Source organism: Pantoea dispersa, from assembly GCF_035783935.1.
GTDB lineage: Bacteria > Pseudomonadota > Gammaproteobacteria > Enterobacterales > Enterobacteriaceae > Pantoea > Pantoea dispersa_C.
In genome coordinates this window covers 18,563-41,248 of the sequence record NZ_JALKOV010000002.1, presented here as the reverse complement: position 1 = coordinate 41,248, position 22,686 = coordinate 18,563, and the positions used below count along the sequence as shown (strand labels likewise).

15 protein-coding genes and 1 pseudogene are annotated in these 22,686 nt (G+C 57.7%); 9 read left to right on the top strand and 7 right to left on the bottom strand.

The features are described from left to right. The first annotated feature begins 80 nt into the window (after positions 1-80). On the top strand, positions 81-992 hold the full coding sequence (locus MXF20_RS05015) for a LysR family transcriptional regulator (RefSeq protein WP_325967995.1): 912 nt from the start codon (positions 81-83) through the stop codon (positions 990-992). Positions 993-1,103: 111 nt separating this feature from the next. Further along, positions 1,104-2,024 carry a LysR family transcriptional regulator gene (locus MXF20_RS05010; protein ID WP_325967993.1) on the top strand — a complete coding sequence of 307 codons (921 nt, stop codon included), beginning with the start codon at positions 1,104-1,106 and terminating at the stop codon, positions 2,022-2,024. Here MXF20_RS05010 and MXF20_RS05005 read toward each other — a convergent pair. Next, a pseudogene (locus tag MXF20_RS05005) lies at positions 2,014-3,708 on the bottom strand (thiamine pyrophosphate-binding protein). The gene MXF20_RS05010 and the pseudogene MXF20_RS05005 overlap by 11 nt on opposite strands. Before the next feature lie 144 nt (positions 3,709-3,852). Next, positions 3,853-4,893, bottom strand: a complete 1,041-nt coding sequence (locus MXF20_RS05000) for a tyrosine-type recombinase/integrase (RefSeq protein WP_325967991.1) — start codon at positions 4,891-4,893, stop codon at positions 3,853-3,855. Between the two features lie 576 nt (positions 4,894-5,469). Here MXF20_RS05000 and MXF20_RS04995 point away from each other — a divergent pair. The 4 genes from MXF20_RS04995 (at position 5,470) to MXF20_RS04980 (ending at position 10,331) form a co-directional block, all read left to right on the top strand. Further along, entirely contained in the window at positions 5,470-6,453 is a 984-nt protein-coding gene (locus tag MXF20_RS04995; RefSeq protein ID WP_325967990.1) for a DUF1852 domain-containing protein, read from the top strand. A 27-nt stretch (positions 6,454-6,480) separates the two neighbouring features. Beyond that, positions 6,481-7,509 carry a methionine synthase gene (locus MXF20_RS04990; protein WP_211727145.1) on the top strand — a complete coding sequence of 343 codons (1,029 nt, stop codon included), beginning with the start codon at positions 6,481-6,483 and terminating at the stop codon, positions 7,507-7,509. Between the two features lie 349 nt (positions 7,510-7,858). Continuing rightward, entirely contained in the window at positions 7,859-8,242 is a 384-nt protein-coding gene (locus tag MXF20_RS04985) for a hypothetical protein (protein WP_104093275.1), read from the top strand. Between the two features lie 31 nt (positions 8,243-8,273). Continuing rightward, entirely contained in the window at positions 8,274-10,331 is a 2,058-nt protein-coding gene (locus MXF20_RS04980) for a pyrroloquinoline quinone-dependent dehydrogenase (RefSeq protein ID WP_418936839.1), read from the top strand. A gap of 134 nt (positions 10,332-10,465) precedes the next feature. Here MXF20_RS04980 and malG read toward each other — a convergent pair whose 3' ends face one another. Genes malG through malE form a run of 3 tightly spaced genes read right to left on the bottom strand, consistent with a single transcriptional unit; the run spans position 10,466 to position 14,147 of the window. Further along, positions 10,466-11,356: a maltose ABC transporter permease MalG gene (gene malG / locus MXF20_RS04975; RefSeq protein ID WP_058759158.1), complete on the bottom strand. Its 891-nt coding sequence runs from the start codon at positions 11,354-11,356 to the stop codon at positions 10,466-10,468. A gap of 9 nt (positions 11,357-11,365) precedes the next feature. After that, positions 11,366-12,898, bottom strand: a complete 1,533-nt coding sequence (gene malF / locus MXF20_RS04970) for a maltose ABC transporter permease MalF (protein ID WP_325967988.1) — start codon at positions 12,896-12,898, stop codon at positions 11,366-11,368. A gap of 58 nt (positions 12,899-12,956) precedes the next feature. Continuing rightward, complete coding sequence (gene malE / locus MXF20_RS04965; protein WP_325967987.1) at positions 12,957-14,147, bottom strand: maltose/maltodextrin ABC transporter substrate-binding protein MalE; 1,191 nt, start codon at positions 14,145-14,147, stop codon at positions 12,957-12,959. A 361-nt stretch (positions 14,148-14,508) separates the two neighbouring features. Here malE and malK point away from each other — a divergent pair, with 361 nt between their 5' ends. The 3 genes from malK to malM all read left to right on the top strand — a co-directional run bounded on the left by malK (position 14,509) and on the right by malM (position 17,981). Next, complete coding sequence (gene malK, locus MXF20_RS04960; RefSeq protein ID WP_058759161.1) at positions 14,509-15,618, top strand: maltose/maltodextrin ABC transporter ATP-binding protein MalK; 1,110 nt, start codon at positions 14,509-14,511, stop codon at positions 15,616-15,618. Positions 15,619-15,659: 41 nt separating this feature from the next. Beyond that, positions 15,660-16,961, top strand: a complete 1,302-nt coding sequence (locus MXF20_RS04955; protein WP_058759162.1) for a maltoporin — start codon at positions 15,660-15,662, stop codon at positions 16,959-16,961. 114 nt (positions 16,962-17,075) lie between these two features. Beyond that, the gene (gene malM / locus MXF20_RS04950; RefSeq protein ID WP_418936829.1) at positions 17,076-17,981 is read left to right on the top strand and encodes a maltose operon protein MalM; all 906 of its coding nucleotides are present in this window, start codon (positions 17,076-17,078) and stop codon (positions 17,979-17,981) included. Positions 17,982-18,075: 94 nt separating this feature from the next. Here the strand turns inward: malM and malQ are convergent, their stop codons facing one another. Together malQ and malP are read right to left on the bottom strand one after the other, a co-directional pair. Next, positions 18,076-20,145 carry a 4-alpha-glucanotransferase gene (gene malQ, locus MXF20_RS04945; protein WP_325967984.1) on the bottom strand — a complete coding sequence of 690 codons (2,070 nt, stop codon included), beginning with the start codon at positions 20,143-20,145 and terminating at the stop codon, positions 18,076-18,078. A gap of 8 nt (positions 20,146-20,153) precedes the next feature. Continuing rightward, complete coding sequence (gene malP / locus MXF20_RS04940) at positions 20,154-22,556, bottom strand: maltodextrin phosphorylase (protein ID WP_325967983.1); 2,403 nt, start codon at positions 22,554-22,556, stop codon at positions 20,154-20,156. Positions 22,557-22,686: the final 130 nt, after the last annotated feature.

Below are 22,686 nucleotides of genomic sequence, written 5' to 3'. Positions count from 1 at the left end.
TGGCAAAGATAATGCGCTCGCTAATCAGGGTCTAATTGGTATTATGCCTTTATTAATAACGAATCCTTATCAGGTGAAATATGGATTACCGCAAGCTTCGCTCATTCCTTGCGCTGGCGCAGTCGCTGCATTTTGCCCGCGCGGCGGCGGCCGTTAACCTGACGCAACCGGCGCTGACACAGCATATTCAGGCGCTGGAGCAGCAGTGGGGCGTGAAATTATTCGATCGCGATAAACGTAAGGTGAGCCTGACGCGCGAAGGGGCACTGCTGCTCGGGGATGTCCGGCAGACGGTGCAGCGGCTGGAACAACTGCAAAACATGATTAAGCAGGTGGCTGCCGGTCGGCGCGGTATGTTACGCATCGGCTACGTTGGCACCTCAATGCTGGAACCGGCACTGGTCAGAATCATTCGTGCGTTCAGGCGTAACCATCCCCAGGTTGCGCTGGAGCTGCTGGAGTACAGCGTCAATGAACAGCTGAGTTTGCTGGAGAGTGGCGATCTGGATATTGGTATTCTGCGCGGACCGCTGCCGGAACGGCGGCAGATTAGCCGGCAAATTCTGCACCAGACTTCACTGTGCGCGGTGCTGGCCGACGACCATCCGCTGGCGCAGCAGGCCCGCGTCATGCTGGCGGATTTGCTGGCGGAGCCGCTGATTTTGCAGGAGGATCCGGAAGGCATCGGCCTGGGTGGCGCGGTGCTTAACCTGTATGCTGCGGCCCGCCAGGTTCCTGACAGCGTGCTGCGCGCGCGCGATGTCGCTACCGCCATCGATCTGGCCGCGTTGGGTTTAGGTGTGACCTTCATTCCGTACTCTCCGGAGAAATGTTTGCGTCAGGATGTGGCGCTACTGCCGCTGGCGCAGCAGGACGTCACGACTGAACTGTACCTGTGCTGGAAAACCGGCGCGGACAATCCAGACATCAGGCGCTTTGCGGAATACGCGCAGTCGCACTTTGCGGATAACGCAGGGGTGGTGTCGCGCTGATTTCCCGGGTTAGCTGTGACGGGCATAAAACAGCAAATTACCTTGCCGACAGGCGCGACTTCCTATTCACTGATGTTTACTGTTGTCGGATGGTCCGCGAGAAGCTTAGTTATGAAGCCAACACTGAATCAGCTAATAAGTTTTTGTACCGTGGCAGAAATGGGAAATATAGGCCGGGCAGCAGAAAAACTTAATATCTCGCAGCCACCGTTAAGCAGGCAAATAGCCCAGCTTGAACGCGATCTGGGGACTAAATTATTTACCCGTAACGCCAAGGGCATGAAGCTCACCTTTGCCGGTGAGCAATTTTTCAAAGATTCCCGCGCCGTATTGAGGATGATGCAACAGGCTTGCCATAATGTGCAGGCAGCTTCAGAAGGGCAAATGGGATTGATTAAGCTGGGTGCCACCATGTACGCCTCTTACAGTGTGGTGCCCCAAATTGTCATGCAGCACAGAATAAAACATCCCTGTATTGATCTGCAGTTTCAGGAAATGATTCCGACGGAATTAAGCGCCGCGCTGGAAGAGGGGCGGCTGGACGTCGCCATTAGCTTTTCGGAAGTCACCACATCGGCTATCAGTTCTCTGGAGTTATTGCGTGAACCGTTGATTGTGGCGCTGCCTGCCGATCATCCGCAGGCCACCGCCGATAATTTCACCCTGAAAAGCCTGGCTGATGACCCGTTTATCATCGTTCCACGCCCTATGTCGCCGCTGCTTTATGACCGAATTTTCAATCAGTGCCTGAAGGCGGGATTCAGCCCGGAAATTGGCATTGAAGTCTCCGTACAGCAAACCATTGTTAACTTTGTCGCCCATGGATTGGGTGTGGCGATTATTCCGGCAAGTATGGCGGCGGCACAAATAAGAGGCGTGAGTTACAGGAAGATTGCTGATGCCAACACCATCGAAAATATACTCATGTGGTCATCAACCAATAAAAACCCCAGTCTGGAACATTTTATTCACCAATGCCGTGCGCTCACCCCAGCATTAAACACGGCATCGGCAAGGTTTATCAGTTCTTAGTAATAACAATTTCGATCAGGCTGGGTTGCCCGCTGGCGATAGCCGCCTCGACAGCGGCAGCAATATGTGATGCCACCTGAATTTTACAGGTTTTAAGACCCAACGATGCGCCAAGTGCCTGATAGTCAATCACAGGATCAACCAAATCCATGGCGATAAAGCGATTGGTTTGCGCTGAAGTCTAATCTTCATTAGACCGCATAAAATTCTTGAGCACGTTATATTCAGTATTGTTCATCACAATAAAGGTTACCGGCAATTTCTCGTGAGCCGCCGTCCACAGTGCCTGCGGTGAATACATTGCCGCACCATCGCCAACAAAACATACCACAGGGGCTTTGCCCAACCCGATGGAATAACCCACTGCGGCTGGCATGCCCCAGCCTAAGCCGCCACCGCGCAGAAAGGCATATTGATCTGATCGGTGACTCGACAGCGATTTCCGCAACGATTGCGAGGTCGCAATCGCCTCATCAACAATGGTAATGTCCGGACCAATAGCGCGCGCGGCCTCAAAGGCGGCTATCAGTGGCGTGATCTTCGTGGCCGACTGCTGCTCTTGTACCGACTGTAATAGCGCCTGCTTAGTATGTTCGAACTGTTCGGCTGCTGCAGCGAAACGACGCTGATAATCGGGGCGATTGTGCGCGGTCGCCATTTTCAGTTCAGGAAGCAGTGCCGCCAGTGATAATTTAATGTCACCCAGCGTTGAGAGCTCGCTACGGTACGTCCGTCCCAAATCGCCGGCATCCGCTGAGAGCTGGAAGACTTTACATTGCTCCGGCACGGCACGCCCCTCAGTATAGAGGATGGTGATGAGCGATTTACCGCCGAGGGCAAAGATTGCGTCGTATTGATCGAGCGCTTTGGCAATTTCCGTCGCTTTCGTCGAGAGATTTCCTCGCCACAGCGGATGCGCGGTTGGATAAGGGATCCGGTTCGGCCAGGTTGAGCCATAGACGTCAGCGGCAAGCAACTCGGCCAGTGCGACCACTTCCTCAGCCGCGCCGCTTTGATGAATTTCATCGCCGGCGATAATCGCCACTTTGCCGGGCGTGAAGGCGGCTAACTTTTTGGCTAACAAAGGCAGCGAACCCGCGACCGATTTTCGATCGATAGTAGATGGTGCGCCGATATCGACCGAGCTCATGGCCTCCATCACATCCATCGGTAAAGAGAGGAAAACCGGACCTTTGGGCGCAGCGTCCGCATCATGAAAAGCACGGCGAACCAGGATTGGCAGCTGATCAACGCTGGTGACCTCCTTCGACCATTTGGAAAAAATCTTACCCATACTCACTAAATCCCCCAACAGCAGGGGATCGGTGATGCTGTGGCGTAAATCCTGCTGGCCAGCAGTCACCACTAATGGCGTTTGCGAACAAACCGCATTGTGCAGATTGCCCATGCCGTGTCCCAGACCACCGGCCGTGTGCAGGTTGAGAAAACCGGGCTTCCCGGCGGCCTGCGCGTAACCATCGGCCATCGCGACCGCACTGGCTTCCTGTAAAGCAAGCACATAGTTGATGCTGGGATTTCTGAGCAGGGCATCCATGAACGGTAACTCAGTTGTACCGGGATTACCGAAGACATATTCGACGCCTTCGCTCTCTAACACTTCCAGCAGGACATCACCACCGCGCCGTACCTGGATGTTGTTTAATTTTGTAATGGATTCACTCATCGTTACTCACCTCTGACTATCGGTTAATAAGCCGCCAGTTTCCGGGCTGAATGTATCTTAGAAGCAGGGCGAGCGTGGATTCCAATACTAAGATTTGCCTGTTTGATACCCTAAAAGGTATGGCGTTGAGGCAAAGCCGCGTGATTAAAGGTGTCCATTCATTAGATCCACCATTGCCCCGGCATGGGCATCAACGTGGCGAATGTAGCGCATCACCGTTTCCGGCTTCTTCCAGGTGCCTTCCTGCATAATCTGCGCGGTGCTGTACTTATTGCTGGCCATGTCGATGGCGGCACCGACCCGGGTGCTGTGGCCGGACCAGCCGCGATAGCGATTCTTATTGGGTTGTACGCCGGTTCCCGGTCCCGCTTCACGCCAGGCGCGGACGAAGATATCCTCCAGCGCGCGGGTCGAGAGCGGCTTGTCGCAAACGATCTGTGCCTGATTAGCGCGATGCACCGGGCCAAAAATAAACGCGTCGGGTTCAGCGATCAGTCCGGATACCACCAGCCATTCGGTCAGCCGTTGTGATGAGAGATCGCCGAGTGCCTTAATCAGTCCCCCGGTCATCACAATGGTTTTGGTCCAGGCGACATCGAGAATGATACGGCCATCGGCCGAGCGCGAAATGTCACGCACCCGCAGGCGGCTCAGTTCACTGATGCGTAACAGCGTGGCGTAAGCCACATGCAAAAATGCCAGATCGCGCTGCTGCTGCAGGCGATCGGAACCCGCCCAGCGTTGATCCAGCGCGAGTAAATCGTGAATGCGAAAGGGGATGGCCTGACCGGCGCGCTCTCCGGCGATCACCGCGCTGCGGTTAATCTTCTTTACCGCGCGGAATACCAGCGGCGAGACATTGGGCGGCACCAGACCGGCGTTACGGTGTAACATGGAAATCAGCGCCGCGTGTGTACCGATGGTCGATGAGGCGCGCCCGGATGCCTGCAGCCACAACAGATAGTCGCGCAGATCGGCAGGGGCCATCGGCAGAAATTGCCGGTGATGTTCAGCCGCCCAGCGGCTGCCGATACGCATAACGCTGAGTAATTGCCGCCACGTGTTGTCAGAAAAGGCTTCTTTATCACTGACAAATTCTTTCAGGCGTTCGGCGATATCCTCATTAGCACTGTGTACCAGCGCCGGGCTCGCGGTTATTTCAGCCAGAGTGTCCGTTTTACTCATTAATCTAAGGCGTCGCTACGTGAATTCTGTGCATGTAGCAGGGCCATCACCCGCCAGATTTAACGTAGCGGTGCCGGTTTTTTGTGCACGGTGTGGAGCTAACACACTGCAACATGTTAACCAACGATGACGATCCTGCGGATCCTGACTTCATATAATGCCAATTATATGAAGTCAGCCATTTTACCCGGTGAAATCCAGGATAGATAGCGGGGAAAGTCAGTGCAAAAAGAGCAAGGTGAACATTTTTCAACTGACAAATGGCCGGCTGGCTGTCAGTCTGGAGGTTAGCAGTAATGTGAACCGCTTTACCCTATGATTTTGCTGCTTATTTGGCCAGAAATCACCTTTTCCCGCTTCGCGCAGCCGCAAAGGCATCATCATGAAGTTAGTTCATCTTGCTTTGAAATTTAATCACTTTTCCTCACGCGGGGACTCTGGCATAACTAAGGTCATGTTAAATATTTTCGACAATATGACCACTGCTGAATTTGCAATCCTGTAAACGATTTGGGAAATCCTGCAAAGGAAAGAACCGCTTCAGGTTGCAAGCAGAAATCAGGATGCCCGCTCGCGATGAAAAATGATTTTACCTTTAGTATAAAAAGCACGCGCTTCGATGAGAATTACAATCCCTCCAAAGATACGCGCATTACCACCAATTTTGCCAACCTGGCGCGCGGCAGCAATCGCGAAGAGAATCTGCGCAACGCGTTGATCATGATGAACAACCGTTTTAATTCGCTGGCGAACTGGGATAACCCGAAAGGCGATCGTTACGCGGTTGAGCTGGATATTATTTCCGTGGAGATGAATCTGGGTGCGGCCGGCGAAGGTAAAAGCTTCCCGGCCATTGAGATCCTGAAAACCAATATTCTTGATAAAAAAACCAGTGAGCGCATTGAAGGGATCACCGGCAATAACTTCTCTTCCTACGTGCGTGATTATGATTTCAGCGTTTTGCTGTCCGAGCATAATAAAGATCGTTCCGGTTTCAGTATTCCGGACGACTTCGGCGTGCTGCACGGCAATATTTTCCGTCATTTTGTTAACTCAGAAACCTATAAGGCCAATTTCCGCAAAGCGCCGGTGATTTGCCTGAGCGTTTCCAGTAAAAATATTTACCGTCGTACCGGTAATCAGCATCCGGTGCTGGGCATTGAATATCAGCAAAATGAATCCTCATTAACCGATCTCTATTTCGCCAAAATGGGACTCAGAGCGCGTTATTTCATGCCGGCAAACAGCGTGGCGCCGTTCGCCTTCTATTTCTCTGGTGATCTGCTGAGCGATTACAGCAATCTTGAGCTGATTAGCACCATCAGTACCATGGAAACTTTCCAGCGTATTTACCGCCCGGAGATTTACAATGCCAACTCGCCGGCGGGCATTGAATATCAGCCAGACCTGTATCATCAGGATCATTCGCTGACCAAAATTGTTTACGATCGCGAAGAGCGCACGCGCCTGGCGATTGAGCAGGGCAAATTTACCGAAGAGCAGTTTATTAAGCCTTACCACAGCATTCTGAAGCAGTGGTCTGATCATTTCGCTCTTTGATTAACGAATAAATAAGGTTATTGATTAATGAAAACATTATTACCGACGTCAACCGCTGGCAGCTTACCGAAACCTTCCTGGCTGGCACAGCCGGAAACATTATGGTCGCCGTGGAAATTGCAGGGCGATGAGCTGATTCAGGGCAAACAGGATGCGCTGCGTTTATGTCTGGACGACCAGCAGCAGGCCGGTATCGATATCGTCAGCGACGGCGAGCAAACGCGCCAGCACTTCGTTACCACCTTTATCGAACACCTTAACGGCGTTGACTTTGAAAACCGCAAAACCGTCCGCATCCGTAATCGCTATGATGCCAGCGTACCCGGCGTGGTGGGCGAAGTGAGCCGGCAGAAACCGGTCTTTGTCGATGATGCCAAATATCTGCGTCAGCTGACGCAGCGTCCCATCAAATGGGCGCTGCCGGGCCCGATGACCATGATCGATACGCTGTATGACGATCACTATAAAAGCCGCGAAAAGCTGGCGTGGGAATTCGCTAAAATTCTTAATCAGGAAGCACGGGAATTAGAAGCCGCCGGCGTCGATATTATTCAGTTCGACGAGCCCGCGTTTAACGTGTTTTTCGACGAGGTGAATGACTGGGGCATTGCCGCTCTGGAAAGAGCCATTGAAGGCCTTAAATGTGAAACCGCAGTGCACATTTGCTACGGCTACGGCATTAAAGCCAACACCGACTGGAAAAAAACACTGGGCACTGAATGGCGTCAGTACGAAGAGATCTTCCCGAAACTGCAGAGTTCCGGCATTGATATTGTGTCGCTTGAGTGCCAGAATTCACGCGTACCGATGGATCTGATTGAACTGATTCGCGGTAAAAAAGTGATGGTCGGTGCGATTGATGTCGCCACCAATACCATCGAGACGCCAGAAGAAGTGGCCGCTACCCTGCGTAAAGCGCTGCAGTTTGTTGATGCCGATAAACTCTATCCAAGCACCAACTGTGGCATGACGCCGCTGTCACGTCAGGTCGCATATGGCAAACTGCAGGCATTGAGTGCCGGCGCAGAAATTGTGCGTAAAGAACTGCTGGGCTAACGCGTAACGCCTTATTGGTCTCTTACTCAGTCCGCGGGGGTTAAATATCCTGCGGACTGAGCGTTTGTAATTAACTTTCCTGCCTGACTCGCTGGCCTCGCTAAATAATCCTGTAACACACCCGGCGGCGACGGTCATAAATCCCCCATGTGTAGTTGATTCATTCTCTGCCTCTAATCCGGCGGGCAGCCTGAATATCATCGTCTATACTCAGCAACGCGAAGTGATATATGCCGCTGCTTTTCACGCTGCGCTGGCGTTAATTCAACCAGCCTGTGTGAACAACAGCAGCATTGACTCATCAGTACACGCTGTTTTCCGTGCTTTCATCCTCAAGGGACTTCCTGGTATGTTGCAATCTCAATCCTCCCGTTTGGGCAGTTTACTGCTGCTGCTGGCGGCACTCATCGGCTTTGCCGTCGCGCTGTATGCCTGGCTCACGCCACTCACCGGTGTCACCGGCACCATTGGCGCGCTGGGCGTCGCCATTGCCAGCGTCGTGCTGGCGGTGCTGACCTTCCTGCTGCGCGCGGCAACCGGCCGTGCCGGGCGCATTTTCCTGATAGTCATTACGCTGCTGCTGTTATGCGCGATCGGTTTTGCTGCCGCGCTGCTGCATCAGGGGATCATTACGCTGGCAATGGTCATCGGGCTGATAGGTCTGATTATGCTGGCGCGCAACCCGGCGCATCGCGTTCGCCACGCCACCGCACAAGGAGCTAACCGTGCATAATGAAAAATACGTTCCGCTGCTCAAAGTCGGCATGACCGCCCTGGCGCTGCTGATGGCGCCTGCCACGCTGCGCGCTGAAGATAAAGCCGCTGAGGCGTCGATGGGCACGCAGGAGAAACTCAACGTGGATGCGGCCGATCAGCAGGCGCCCGGCACCACGCACACCACCGATGATGTCTCCAGCGGCAAGCGCGACGGCGAGAAAGTGGCCTCCGCCAGCCAGCCGGCCACGCCGCTGGTGCCCTCCACCGCGACGTGGGACAGTTTTCACGGCCAGCTCAACGCGCAGAAATACAGCCCGCTGAAACAAATCACCGCCGACAACGTCAGCAAGCTGAAAAAAATCTGGGAGTTTCATACCGGTGACGTTTCGGATGGCAAGGGCGACACGCCGGCGACCGTCTGGTCCGCCACGCCAATTTTTGCCAACGATACGCTGTACATCGGCACGCCATTTGATCGGCTGATTGCGCTGGATCCGGGCACCGGCAAGGAGAAGTGGCACTACGATACTAAAGCGCCACGTCAGGCGCTGACCCAGCCGGTACTGAAAAATCGTGGCGTCTCCTACTGGCAGGCGAAAAATCCGCAGGCGGGTCAGGCCTGCCAGAAAATCGTTTATATGGGCACCGTTGACGGCAAGCTGTACGCACTGGATGCTGATTCCGGCAAGCCGTGTGAAAACTTTGCGGATAAAGGCGTGCTCAACGTCAACCAGTGGAATACGGTTAACGCTAAATTCCCGCTGTCTCTGCTCCAGCCGCCGACAGTGGTGGGCAATCACCTGATCGTTGGCTGGGCGGGCAAAGACTGGGCTTACGCAGAAGCGCCCCCGGGCACGGTGTTTTCAATCAACGCGCAGACCGGGGCACGTGAATGGACCTTTGACGCCATTCCGGCCAGCATTCGCCCGCGCACCGGCACGGCTAACGTCTGGACCCACATGTCGGCCGATGAAGCGCATGGCCTGGTTTATCTGCCGGTGTCATCACCTTCGCCAAACTACTGGGGCGGCAACCGCGTCGATCCAATTCCGCTCGGCACCTCCACAACCGCGCTGGATGTGAATACCGGCAAAGTGGTGTGGTCGCGCCAGTGGGTGCACCATGATGTGTGGGATTACGACATCAACTCAGCACCGACGCTGATGGACATTACCGTAAACGGCAAGCAGATTCCGGCGCTGATTCAGGCCACCAAGCAGGGCTTCCTGTTTGTGGTCAATCGCCTGACCGGTGAAGATGTCTGGCCGATTGAGGAGCGTCCGGTGCCGCAGGGCGATGGTTCGGTGCAGGGCGAGAAACTGTCGCCGACCCAGCCGTTCCCGACAAAACCGGCACCGCTGCTGGATCAGTCCAAAAAACCGGCGATCTGGAAGCTGGCCGATATTGTTGGCGCCGGTCAGTGCTCACGCCTGTGGGAAAAACTGAGCTATGACGACATGTACACGCCACCGACCACTAAAGGCGAAGGCGCGCTGACCTATCCGGACAGCGCTGGCGGCGTGCAGTGGGGCGGTGTGGCGTTCGATCCGCAAAAGCAGATCGCCATCGTGAATACCTCGCACATCGTGCAATACGTGAAGTTGTACAGCCGCGCCGATTACGACAAGGCCGACAACGGCTCGGGCAACGAGAGTGGTTTCGCCCCGCAGGAAGGCGCGCCTTACGGCCTGCGCCTGATGGTGGCGAACAACTGGCTCGGCATGCCGTGCTGGCAGCCGCCGTTTGGCGAGATCGTGGCGCTGGATATGCACACCGGTGATGTGAAATGGCGTCGTCCGGTCGGCGCGTCACAGCAGTACGGCTTCTTCATGCCGGAAAGCTGGGGCTCGCCAACCATTGGCGGTCCGGCAGTCACCGCCGGCGGCGTGATCTTTATCGGTGCCTCAATGGATGCCAAAGTGCGCGCCTATTCCCTGGATAGTGGCGAAGAGCTGTGGTCCGATCAGGTCGAAGCGCCTGCGGTTGCCAACCCCTCGGTGTATGAATACAAAGGCCGGCAGTATGTTGCCTTTGTCGCCGGTGGTAACACCATCCTGAAGGATCAGGTGGGCGATCAGGTGGTGGTTTACGCACTGCCGGAATAACCCAGCGCAGTAAACCAACAAAGTGGGGCCACGGTGCCCCACTTTTTTTATGCCCGCAATAAAAACGGCGGCCATTGGCCGCCAAAACCTCAACAGGTGGTTGCCGTCGAGGAAGCAGTGGTACTGATGAATCTTTAACCTTTCACGCCGCCTGCCGTCAGGCCGCTCACCAGCCAGCGCTGCGCCAGTAAAAACACCAGCGTGATGGGAATCGCGGACAGCACGGCCGCCGCGGCGAAATCGCCCCACAGATAGTTCTGCGGATTGAGATACTGCTGCATCCCGACCGCCAGGGTATAGCTGTTGACGTCGCGCAGCAGTAATGAGGCGACCGGTACTTCGGTGACCGCAGCGATAAACGCCAGGATAAACACCACCGCGAGGATCGGCACCGAAAGCGGCAGCAACACCAGACGAAACGCCTGCCACGGCGTAGCGCCATCCAGCGCCGCCGCCTCTTCCAGCGAACCATCGATGGTTTCGAAATAGCCTTTAATGGTCCAGACGTGCAGCGCGATGCCGCCCAGATAGGCGAAGATCACACCGCCGTGGGTATTGAGGCCGAGAAACGGCAGATATTGCCCCAGCCGGTCAAACAGCGCATAGAGCGCCACCAGCGACAGCACCGCCGGGAACATCTGAAAAATCAGCATGCCCTTTAACAGACTGGCGCGACCGGCGAAGCGCATACGGGCAAACGCGTAGGCGCAGGTGGTCGAGAGCGCCACAATCCCCAGTGCGCTGATGGCGGCGATTTTCACCGAATTCCACAGCCACAGCAGCACCGGGAAGGGCGGCGGCGTCACGCGACCATCGGCATGGGTAACGCTGAACCCGAGCGCCAGCCGCCAGTGTTCCCAGGAAATCTGTTCCGGGATCAGACTGCCGGTGGCGAAGTTGCCGCTGCGCAGCGAGATGGCAATCACCATCAGCAGCGGGAACAGGATTGCCGCGATAAACAGCAGCAACAGCAGGTGCGTCAGCAGCAGACGCAGCTTCTGCGATTTAGGTTGTACCATGGCCATAACGCCTCCTTAATCAAACTTCATGCGTAGCGCTTTCAGGTTAATCACCGCCAGCGCACCTACCAGCAGGAAGATCAGCGTGGCGATGGCTGCCGCCAGACCGAAGTCCTGACCGCCGCCGCCCTCAAAGGCGATACGCCAGGTGTAGTTGACCAGCAAATCGGTATAACCCGCCGGCGTGGTGGTGCCGAGTCGATCCGGGCCACCATTGGTCAGCAGCTGCACCAGCACGAAATTATTGAAGTTAAAAGCAAAGCTGGCGATCATCAGCGGCAATAGCGGTTTCAGCAGCAGCGGCAGCGTAATCAAAAAGAAATTCTGCAGCGGCCCGGCGCCATCCATCGCGGACGCCTCATACAGATCGTCCGGGATCGCCTTGAGCAAGCCCATGCACAGGATCATCATGTAGGGATAACCCAGCCAGGTATTGACGATCACCAGCATGGCGCGCGCCAGCGTCGGATCGCTGAACCACGCCGGCTTGAAGCCAAACAGCGCATTGAGCATGACGTTGATTTCGCCAAAACTCTGGTTGAACAGCCCCTTGAAAATCAGTATCGAAATGAAGGCCGGCACCGCGTAGGGAAGAATCAGCATCACGCGATAGATGGCCTTGCCGCGCAGCGCTTCCCACTGCACCAGACACGCCAGCACCATGCCCACCGCGACCGTCAGCAGCACGGTCAACAGCGAAAACAGCATCGTCCAGCCAAATATCGCCAGGAAGGGTTTCTGGATGCCCTCATCGGTGAACACGCGGGCAAAGTTTTTCCAGCCCGCGCCAACGGTAAAGCCGGGGCTGAGCTGTTCGCTGGCCCAGCTGCCATCTGCGTTAATCTGCTGATAGAACCCCGTGTCCCGGTTAGCCTGATAGCGGGCACCGTTTTGCTGATTTCTCAGCTGTCCCGGTGCGTCCAGCACATACAGCGGCCGCGTGCCGGAAAACTGGCGCAGCGAACTCATCACCAGCTCGCGACCGTCCGGCAGCCGGGCAGTTAACTGACTCAGCGCCTGACGGTTTTGGGTGATGATTTTTAAGCTGGCGCGCGCGGTGGCGGGCAGCGTGGCTGGCGTCAGGCTGAGCTGCTGTTCACCACCCAGCGTAAACGGCGCAGACAGGAAGCTGTTTTCGCCTGTGCTGAGCCCCAGCTGCCAGCGATCGCCCTGTGGATAGAGCGCGAAGTTCATCGCGTCACCAGCCTGATACTGGCGGCTCAGCAGCACCTGCTGCGCGCGCGCCTCACTGAGCTGGTTGGTACTGCTGTAGTTGGTAAAAGCAATGGCGACGGTACAGGCCAGTGGAAACAGCACGAACAGCGCCATGCCGGCCAGTCCCGGATACACATAGCGCCAGGCATAGGCGCGCCGGTTGGTGTAAATCCACAGGCCTGCCGCACTGACCACCAGCGTGACCAGCGCAAACAGGTATTCACCCTGGGCATACATCAGCACCAGAAGGTAGCCGACCAGCAGACAGCCGATCCCGACCAGCAGGCTGCGCAGCACCAGGCTGTGCCGTCTCTTTTGCGGTATTCCTGACATGATACGGTGTTCCTTAACAGCCAGTGGTGAGCCGACGGCCGTCGGCTCCGTAACAGCATTACTTATTGAGACGCGCCTGCGCATCCTTCAGCGCCGCATCGACGTTTTGACGACCGCTCAGTGCATTCAGCGTCGCGGTGCGCATCGCATACCAGAAGGCCGCCATCTGCGGGATGTTAGGCATGATGTCGCCATTGCGCGCATTGTTCATGGTGGCGGCGATGCGCGCGTCCTTCTCCAGCGTCTGCTGGAATGACTTCAGGGTGACCGCGCCCAGCGGCTTATCCTTGTTAACCGCGTTGAGGCCGGCATCGGTCAGCAGGTAATTTTCCAGAAACTCCTTGGCCAGTTCTTTATTGGGACTGGCCGCGTTGATGCCCGCGCTCAGAACGCCGACAAAGGTTTTGGTCGGCTTGCCGTTGAGCGTCGGTAACAGCGTGACGCCGTAGTTGATGCCGCTTTTGTCGATGTTGCTCCATGCCCACGGACCATTGATGGTCATCGCGGTTTGTCCTTTATTGAAGGCCGCTTCGGCAATCGAATAGTCAGTATCGGCATTAAGGATTTTGGCTTTCACCTGATCGACGAGGAACTGCATGCCTGCTTTCGCGCCGGCATTGTCGACGCCGGTATCCTTCACGTCATAGCCGCTGTCGGTCTTTTTGAAAGCATAGGCGCCACCGGCGGCCAGCAGCGGCCAGGTGAAATAGGGTTCCTGCAGGTTAAACATGATGGCGCTCTTGCCTTTGGCGCGCAGCTGCTTATCCAGCGCCGCCATCTCTTCCCAGCTTTTTGGCGGGGTGGGCAGCAGATCTTTGTTATAAATCAGCGACAGCGACTCCACAGAAACCGGATAGCCAATCAGCTTGCCGTTGAAGCGCACTGCATCCCAGGTAAACGGAAACAGTTTTTGCTGGAAGTTTTGATCCGGCGTAACTTCGGCCAGCAGCCCTGACTGCGCATAGCCGCCAAAGCGATCGTGCGCCCAGAAGATAATGTCCGGACCGTCGCCGGTCGCGGCGACCTGCGAGTATTTCTCTTCCATTTTGTCCGGGTGTTCGACCGTCACGCTGATACCGGTGTCCTGCTCGAATTTTTTGCCTACCTCGGCGAGGCCGTTATAGCCCTTATCACCGTTGATCCAGATAACCAGTTTACCTTCTTCAATTTTGGCCACGGCCGAAGCCGAAAACAGTACGGCCGTAAGGGCGGAAAGGGCCAGAACGCGTGCGCCGGTTTTCATTGTCATAACTCCATCCTGTTAGCGGAAGCGGAAATCATCAGTGGCATCATTGTGCGGCGTTATGGCGTTTCCTCATCCTCCTGCGTTCTACGCCCAACGGCACTAAGCCGTGATCGCGCTTGCAAAACCGCGCCTTAATACGCGCTGGCGCACACTATTGACGCGTCAGCTCTGCGTGACAGCTCACAAAATTGCCGTGAACGTCGCGGCGGCGCGACTGGCGTGCGCGTTCTCCTCCTCCCGCCTCATCCCCCAGTAAAAACCCGCACGGTGGAGGATGTTGCGCCGTCTGCGCCTGCCCATAGTGGTCGCCGGAGTCTGCCTGCGGTGCTGCAGGCAAGCATGAGCCTGCGAAGAGGAAAGCATCATGGCGAGCGTCGCGTTACACCATGTCACCAAGGCCTGGGGCGATACTGAGGTATCAAAAGACATCAATCTGGAGATCGGCGAAGGGGAATTTGTGGTGTTCGTCGGTCCATCCGGCTGCGGCAAATCAACGCTGTTACGCATGATCGCCGGCCTGGAAACCATCACCCGCGGCGATCTGCTGATTGGCGGTCAGCGCATGAACGATGTTCCGCCCGCTGAGCGCGGCATCGGCATGGTGTTTCAGTCATACGCCCTTTATCCGCACCTTTCGGTGGCCGAAAACATGTCGTTTGGCCTGAAGCTGGCGGGCGTAAAGCGCGCTGAAATTCAGCAGCGCGTCAATCAGGTGGCGGAGGTGTTACAGCTGGCGCACCTGCTGGAACGGCGACCCAAAGCGCTGTCGGGCGGACAGCGGCAGCGCGTGGCCATCGGGCGCACGCTGGTGGCCGAACCGCGAGTGTTTTTGCTCGACGAGCCATTGTCCAACCTCGATGCCGCGCTGCGCGTGCAGATGCGCATTGAAATTTCACGCCTGCATAAGCGGCTGAAGCGCACCATGATTTACGTTACGCACGATCAGATCGAAGCGATGACGCTGGCCGACAAGATCGTGGTGCTGGACGCCGGTCGCATCGCCCAGGTCGGCAAGCCGCTCGAACTCTATCACTATCCCGCTAACCGCTTCGTTGCCGGTTTTATCGGCTCGCCGCGCATGAATTTTCTGCCCGTCAAAGTGACCGCCACCGCCATCGATCAGGTGCAGGTGCGCTTGCCCAACGATCAGCGGGTCTGGCTGCCGGTGGAGAGCGCCGGCGTGCAGGTCGGCAGCAACATGTCGCTGGGAATTCGTCCGGAACATCTGCTCTCCAGCGACATCGCCGATGTCACGCTGGAGGGCGAAGTGCAGGTGGTTGAGCAGCTCGGCCACGAGACGCAAATCCATATCCAGATCCCCGCCATTCGTCAGAACCTGGTGTATCGCCAGGAGGACGTGGTGCTGGTAGAAGAGGGCGCCCTGATGGGTATTGGCCTGCCGCCGGAGCGTTGTCACCTGTTCCGCGAGGACGGGAGCGCCTGCCGCAGGCTGCATCAGGAACCCGGTGTTTAGCCCTGCAAAACAATAAAAGCAATGACCTCAGGAGATAGAAAATGTTAACTCTGCGCAAACTTCCCGTCGCGATTGCCATCGCAGCGGGTACGCTCTCCGCTCAAGCCATGGCGGTCGATTTTACGGGTTACGCCCGTTCGGGTATCGGCTGGACCGGCAGCGGCGGCGAGCAACAGTGCTTTCAGGCTACCGGCGCGCAAAGCAAATACCGTCTGGGCAACGAATGTGAAACCTATGCTGAACTGAAACTGGGTCAGGAAGTGTGGAAAGAGGGCGATAAAAGTTTCTATTTCGATACCAACGTCGCCTATTCCGTTTCCCAGCAGAATGACTGGGAAGCGACCTCACCGGCCTTCCGTGAAGCGAACGTGAAAGGAAAAAACCTGATCGATGCGCTGCCAGGTTCCACCATTTGGGCCGGTAAACGCTTTTATCAGCGTCACGATGTTCACATGATCGACTTCTACTACTGGGATATCTCCGGTCCGGGTGCCGGTCTGGAAGATGTCGATCTCGGGTTTGGTAAGCTCTCGTTCGCCGCGACGCGCTCTTCCGAAGCGGGCGGCTCTTACACCTTCTCCAGTGACCAGATTCGTGATTACGCCACCAGTACCGCCAATGACGTTTTTGATGTGCGTCTCGCCGGCCTGGAAACTAACCCCAATGGCGTGCTGGAACTGGGTGTCGACTATGGCCGCGCCAACGCGCGTGACGGCTATCGCTTAGACGACGGCGCGTCGAAAGATGGCTGGATGTTCACCGCGGAACACACGCAGAGCATGCTGAAAGGCTACAACAAGTTTGTGCTGCAGTACGCCACCGATGCGCTGACCTCGCAGGGCAAAGGCCTGCCGCAGGGCAGTAACATCAACAACAACGGCAATATGTACCGCATCCTCGATCACGGCGCGATCTCGCTGGCCGATCGTTGGGATCTGATGTACGTGGCGATGTACCAGAACGTCGATCTGGATAACAACCGCGGAACCGAGTGGTACACCGTCGGTGTACGTCCTATGTACAAATGGACGCCGATCATGAGCACCCTGCTGGAAGTGGGCTATGACAACGTCAAGTCCCAGCAGGTCAGCGAACGCAACGGCCAGTACAAAATCACCCTGGCGCAGCAGTGGCAGGCTGGCGACAGCATCTGGTCACGTCCGGCGCTGCGCCTGTTCGCCACCTACGCCAAATGGGATGAGAAGTGGGGCTACAGCAAAGACGCCTCTGGCGATATCACGTCGCTGGCCGCGGCGGACAGCAGCGGCAACGGTCTGTTTACCAACAGCCGTGGCGACAACGATGAGTGGACCTTCGGCGCACAGATGGAAATCTGGTGGTAAGGCGCTGCGCAGGTTAAGCAAACATCCGCCGTGCGTCTGACGCACGGCGATTTCGGACAGCGGCGGCCATTGCCTGGCCCACGCCGCTGGCTGACAGCTTGTTGGGATATCACAATGAAAAAACATCTTATCGCCCTCTGCCTGAGCAGCGCGCTGCTGACCGGCGTCATTGCGCCAGTCCAGGCCGACATCAATCTGGTACCGCAGGATCTCTCCGCGGCGCCGTCCATTCCCACCGCGCGGCTGCAGCAGCTGAGCTGGCAGCCGGTAGATGCTTCACGTGCACAAACCACCACGCTGACACAAAGCGCAACGCCGCTGGATGTACGTGGCGTCACGGGGGCCATGGCGGCTTACAGCCTGCCTGCCAATCAGGGCGAGCTGACGGTTACGCTAAGCAGCGAGGTGGTACACAATCAGGTCTTTGCCCCTAATGTACTGGTACTGGACGAAAACCTGCAGCCGGCCGCGTGGTTTCCGAGCCGCTTCTTCAGCTATCAGCAGCCTGGCGTGATGAGCGCCGACCGGCTGGAAGGAGTGATGAAGCTGACGCCGGTGCCGGGTCAGCAGAAGATCTATTTGCTGGTGTTCACCACCGATCAGGATTTAACCCAGACCACCACGCTGCTCGATCCGGCCAAAGCCTATGCCAAAGGCACCGGCCATGCGGTACCGGATATTCCCGATCCGGTGGCGCGTCACAGCCGCGACGGCAAAATCAAACTGAAAGTGGCGACCAGTTCCGGCTCCTCGATTCTGGTCGGCCCACTGTTTGGCTCAGCCGCGCCTGCCGCTGTGACCGTTGGCAGCACCCGGCCGGCGATGGCCGCCACGACGCAGCGCGCGCCAGCGCCTGAACCGCTGGTGAATGAAACGGAAAACTATTTCAATCAGAGCATTCGTCAGGCGGTGCAACAGGGCAATATCGATAAAGCGCTGAAGCTGCTGGATGAAGCGGAGCGTCTGGGATCGACCTCGGCGCGGCAAACCTTTATCAGCAGTGTTAAAGGCAAGGGGTGAAGCTGCCCCGACAGTGCTGAGTTGCCCCACCTGGTGCGCTTCGGCGCACCTTTTTTATGGCACGCCGACCTGCACGCAGCAGGTCGGTTTCGTGCTACTTACGCTGACGCTGGCGTGAATGTACCGCCGTCAGCAACGCATCGATTCTGTCATCCTCCGCCATCGCTTCCAGCGTTACGCTAAGTTTACGTCGCCAGTTGGGATACTGATCGACCGTGCCCGGCACGTTGACCGGCAGTGCCATATCCAGCCACTCTTCCGGCTGCAAACCGAGCAGCGCACACTGGCTGCGGGCCAGATAGCGATGGATCGCCTGACTAAGCTGATGACTCATGCGCACGCTGGCCCGCCGGAAGCGGCGGCGCGGCGGCAGATCACCGCTGCGCAACAGCGTACGCAGCAACGCCTGTTTAGCCAGGCGCCGATCGCGATACAGGCCAGCGAGAATCGCCCGATCGGGGTAAAGACCCAGCGCGCTGCCCAGCCGCAAATCGTCACTTTGCCACCAGCCGCGCAGCGTCGGCATATCATGGGTGGTGGTGACCGCCATCGCCTGTCGCGGCCACGCCGCGGGGGCGCGGAAGCGGCGCTGCGATTCCTGCTCAAAGTAGAGCACTTTGTAGGAGTACACACCGGCGTCGCGCAGTTTATCGACGATGGCTTCCGGCACGGTGCCCAGATCCTCGCCAATCACCATGCAACGATGGCGCTGGCTCTCCAGTGCCAGAATGGCCAGCAAATCATCCACCGGATAGTGCACATAAGCACCGTGCGCCGCGCTTTCGTCCTTCGGTATCCACCATAAACGCAGCAGCGCCATCACATGGTCAATGCGCAGCGCACCGCAGTCGCGCATGCTGGCGCGCAGCAGGGCGATCCACGGTTCATATCCGCGCGCGGCCATCACCCGCGGGTCCATCGGCGGCAATCCCCAGTTCTGCCCGAGCGGACCGAGGATATCCGGCGGCGCGCCAACGCTGGCGTCCAGGCAGTAAAGCTGCCGATCGCGCCAGGTTTCCGCGCCATCCGCCGCCACGCCCACCGCCAGGTCGCGATACAGCCCGATCGCCATCTGCTGCTGCTGACACAACTGCCAGCAGGCGGCAAATTGCTCTGCCGCCAGCCACTGCAGCCACATGTAGAAACGCACCTCGTCGCTGTGCTCGATGCGGAATGCCAGCACTGCCGCACTGTTCGCCTGCTGCCATTCGGCCGGCCAGTGTTGCCAGCCATAACCCGTGCCATCCTGGGCGCTGCGCGCCGCGTGCAGCGCATCAAACAGCCCCTGATGCAGCAGGCTGTCGCCGCCGGCACGCACAAACTCCGCAAACGCCTGCGCCTGCGCATCGTCTGCCGTGCGTCGGCGAAACTGCTGCCAGGCAAGCCGCAGTCCCTGCAGCTTAAGCCGGGTGACGGCAGTGTAATCCACCCACGCGGCGTCACGCGCTGCCCGGATCGCCTGCTGCGTCTCCTGAGATTGCCACCAGGCCTGCGCCGCATCGCTCAGGCCAAAATCAGCCACGGCGCTCACGTCGATGTAGAGGATGTTCAGCCAGCGCCGGGACGAGGGACTGTAAGGGCTGGCGCTTTCCGGTGCGGCAGGAAACAGCGCGTGCAGCGGATTGAGCCCGACAAACGCGCCGCCGCGCCGCGCGGTTTCAGCGATCATCTGCCGCAGATCGCCGAAATCCCCGATGCCCCAGTTAGCCGCAGAGCGCAGCGTATAGAGCTGAATGCAGCTGCCCCATAGCGATTCGCCTGCCAGCAGTTCCGCAGGTTCGTAACAGCGGCGGGGTGCCACAATCACCGGACAGCGGTGACACTGTAACGCCTGAGTTAGTGTTAGCTGGTGATAACCGGCGGGCAGCGCGGGCAACACCAATGCTTCACCCGGCTGGCAGCGTCCGGACCAGCTTTCGCCGCTTTCGCTCGCCAGCTGCCATTCTGCGTCGGCGCTGAGCACCGGTGCCAGGCTCAGTGGCTGTCCGACATAAAAAATCATCACCGGCGGCAGCGGTGCGGCCCCGTTTGCAGGGGCCTGCATCAGCGCCGCGAGACGCTGATGGGTAAGGGCAGAAATCTGCCGCGGTTTTCCGTGCGCATCGATATATTCCGCAGCGATAAGCGCGTCAGCACGGCGATCAAGAGCATCTTTGGGTTTCATGGCGTTCCTTAGCGGCTGGCCTGCCAGATACGTTGCTGATAGTCACGAATGGCGCGATCGGCACTGAACATGCCGCAACGCGCGGTATTGAGGATTGCAGCCCGCGTCCAGGCTTCAGGATCGGCCCACAGCGCTTCAACCTGCTGCTGCGCATTGAGGTAGTGGCGAAAATCGGCCAGCACCAGATAAGGATCGCCGCCTTGCGGACCCAGGCTGTTGACCAGATCGCTAAACGCCGTGCGGTCGCCGTGACTGAAGGTGCCATCTTCCAGCGCGGTCAGCGCGCGATCGAGCTGCGCATCCTTACTGCGCCAGTTCACCGGCGAGTAACCGGCCTGTTTCAGCGCGCTGACCTGTTCCACAGTATGGCCAAAGATAAAGATATTCTCTTCACCGACCTGCTGCGCGATTTCAACGTTGGCCCCATCCAGCGTACCGATGGTGAGTGCGCCGTTCAGCGCCAGCTTCATATTGCCGGTACCGGACGCTTCTTTGCCCGCAGTCGAGATCTGTTCCGAAAGGTCGGCGGCCGGGATCAGGCGCTCGGCAACCGATACGTTGTAATCAGGGATAAAAACAATTTTCAGCCGGTCGCCGACGCGCGCATCGTGATTGATGGTTTCCGCCACTTTATTGATGGCGTAGATGATGTTTTTCGCCAGCGCATAGCCCGGCGCCGCTTTGGCACCAAACAGCATCACGCGCGGAGCCAGATTGGCCTGCGGATCGCTGACCAGCGTTTGCCACAGCGCAATCATGTGCAGCAGCATCAGGTGCTGCCGTTTGTATTCGTGCAGCCGCTTGATCTGGACGTCAAACAGCGCATCAGGCTGCACCGCAATGCCGGTTCGGGCGGCGATCCACTCTGTCAGCGCCTGCTTGTTGTGCTGCTTAATGGCGCGATATTCGGCGCGGAAGGCGGCATCATCGGCGAATGGCGTCAGATCCTGCAGCGCATCGAGATCGTTAAGCCACGGACGCTGCAGCGTTTTGTTGATCAGTGCCGCCAGCGCCGGATTGCACTGATTGATCCAGCGACGCGGCGTGATGCCGTTGGTAACATTGTGGAACTTCTCCGGCCACAGCGCGTGATACTCGGGGAACAGGTCCTGTACTACCAGCCGCGAGTGCAGCGCCGCCACGCCGTTCACCGCAAAGCTGCCGACCACGCACAGGTTCGCCATGCGCAATTGCTGATCGTGCACCAGCGCCAGTTTTGACCAGATCGCCTGGTTGCCCGGCCAGCGCGCCTCAACCTGCTGTTTCAGCTGCGCATTAAGCGTATTGATGATCATCAGATGGCGCGGCAGCAGGCTACGCACCAGGCGCAGGTTCCAGCACTCCAGCGCTTCCGGCATCAGCGTGTGGTTGGTATAGGCGAAGGTGCGCTGGGTGATGCGCCATGCGTCCTGCCAGCTAAGCTGGTGCTCATCCAGCAGCAGGCGCAACAGCTCCGGGATGGCCAGCGTCGGATGCGTATCGTTCAGCTGGATCACTTCATAATCCGCTAACGTTTCGATGGATCGTCCCGCCGCCTGATGACGGCGCAGAATATCCGCCAGCGTGCAGGCACACTGGAAATATTGCTGCATCAGACGCAGCTTTTTGCCAGCCTGATGGTTGTCATTCGGGTAGAGCACTTTGGTCAGTTTCTCCGCCTCAATGCCTTGCTGTTCCGCGCGCAGGAAATCGCCGTTGTTGAAGCGCTGGAGATCGAACGGACGGGCATGTTTCGCCTGCCACAGACGCAAGGGCTGCGTGATGCCGTTGCGGAAACCAACCACCGGCAGATCCCAGGCTTCGCCCTGCACAACATAAGCAGGTTGCCAGAGCGTCACGCCGTCAACGGTGGTCACGCTGCCGCCCAGCCCGACCTGCACGCTGAGCGCCGCGTTGTGGCGGAACCACGGATAACTGTCGCGTTGCCAGTCATCCGGCTGTTCGTGCTGTGCGCCCTCAACAAAATGCTGGCGAAACAGACCGTACTGGTAGTTCAGGCCATAGCCAATCGCAGGCTGGCCGGTGGTGGCCATCGCATCAAGAAAACAGGCGGCCAGCCGTCCCAGACCGCCGTTGCCCAGCGCCGGATCGGTTTCACGCTCCAGCACGTCACTCAGCGCCACGCCTGATGCCGCCAGGGTTGCTTTTACGCCGTCGTACCAGCCGAGATTCAGCAGATTGTTGCCGGTCAGCCTGCCCAGCAGAAACTCCATCGACAGATAATTAACGTGGCGCTGTCCGCCAGCGGCCGGCTGAGCCGGTATATCAGCCAGCAGTTCGGCCAGCGCGCCGCTCAGCGCCTGCCACCACTGGTCGGGGCTCATGGCCTGCGCATCCGGCAGGCCAAAACGTTGCCACTGGCGCACCAGCGCGGCAGAAAAACGGTCAGGATCAAATGTGGGCAGTGCCATCGGAGAACTCCAGTCGAAATAAGAGGGTTGCAGGCAGTGTGACGGTGCCGCCTGGCGGCTGCCTCCTCCTGCAGAAAATTCCGCGGGGAGGACAGGGAGGGTGGAGAGGCTGAGGTAAATCTGAAAGCGT

Coding starts and splice junctions, on each gene's coding strand:
- MXF20_RS05015 (WP_325967995.1), top strand. CDS start 81: ATGGATTACCGCAAGCTTCGCTCATTCCTTGCGCTGGCGCAGTCGCTG.
- MXF20_RS05010 (WP_325967993.1), top strand. CDS start 1,104: ATGAAGCCAACACTGAATCAGCTAATAAGTTTTTGTACCGTGGCAGAA.
- MXF20_RS05000 (WP_325967991.1), bottom strand. CDS start 4,893: ATGAGTAAAACGGACACTCTGGCTGAAATAACCGCGAGCCCGGCGCTG.
- MXF20_RS04995 (WP_325967990.1), top strand. CDS start 5,470: ATGAAAAATGATTTTACCTTTAGTATAAAAAGCACGCGCTTCGATGAG.
- MXF20_RS04990 (WP_211727145.1), top strand. CDS start 6,481: ATGAAAACATTATTACCGACGTCAACCGCTGGCAGCTTACCGAAACCT.
- MXF20_RS04985 (WP_104093275.1), top strand. CDS start 7,859: ATGTTGCAATCTCAATCCTCCCGTTTGGGCAGTTTACTGCTGCTGCTG.
- MXF20_RS04980 (WP_418936839.1), top strand. CDS start 8,274: ATGACCGCCCTGGCGCTGCTGATGGCGCCTGCCACGCTGCGCGCTGAA.
- malG (WP_058759158.1), bottom strand. CDS start 11,356: ATGGCCATGGTACAACCTAAATCGCAGAAGCTGCGTCTGCTGCTGACG.
- malF (WP_325967988.1), bottom strand. CDS start 12,898: ATGTCAGGAATACCGCAAAAGAGACGGCACAGCCTGGTGCTGCGCAGC.
- malE (WP_325967987.1), bottom strand. CDS start 14,147: ATGACAATGAAAACCGGCGCACGCGTTCTGGCCCTTTCCGCCCTTACG.
- malK (WP_058759161.1), top strand. CDS start 14,509: ATGGCGAGCGTCGCGTTACACCATGTCACCAAGGCCTGGGGCGATACT.
- MXF20_RS04955 (WP_058759162.1), top strand. CDS start 15,660: ATGTTAACTCTGCGCAAACTTCCCGTCGCGATTGCCATCGCAGCGGGT.
- malM (WP_418936829.1), top strand. CDS start 17,076: ATGAAAAAACATCTTATCGCCCTCTGCCTGAGCAGCGCGCTGCTGACC.
- malQ (WP_325967984.1), bottom strand. CDS start 20,145: ATGAAACCCAAAGATGCTCTTGATCGCCGTGCTGACGCGCTTATCGCT.
- malP (WP_325967983.1), bottom strand. CDS start 22,556: ATGGCACTGCCCACATTTGATCCTGACCGTTTTTCTGCCGCGCTGGTG.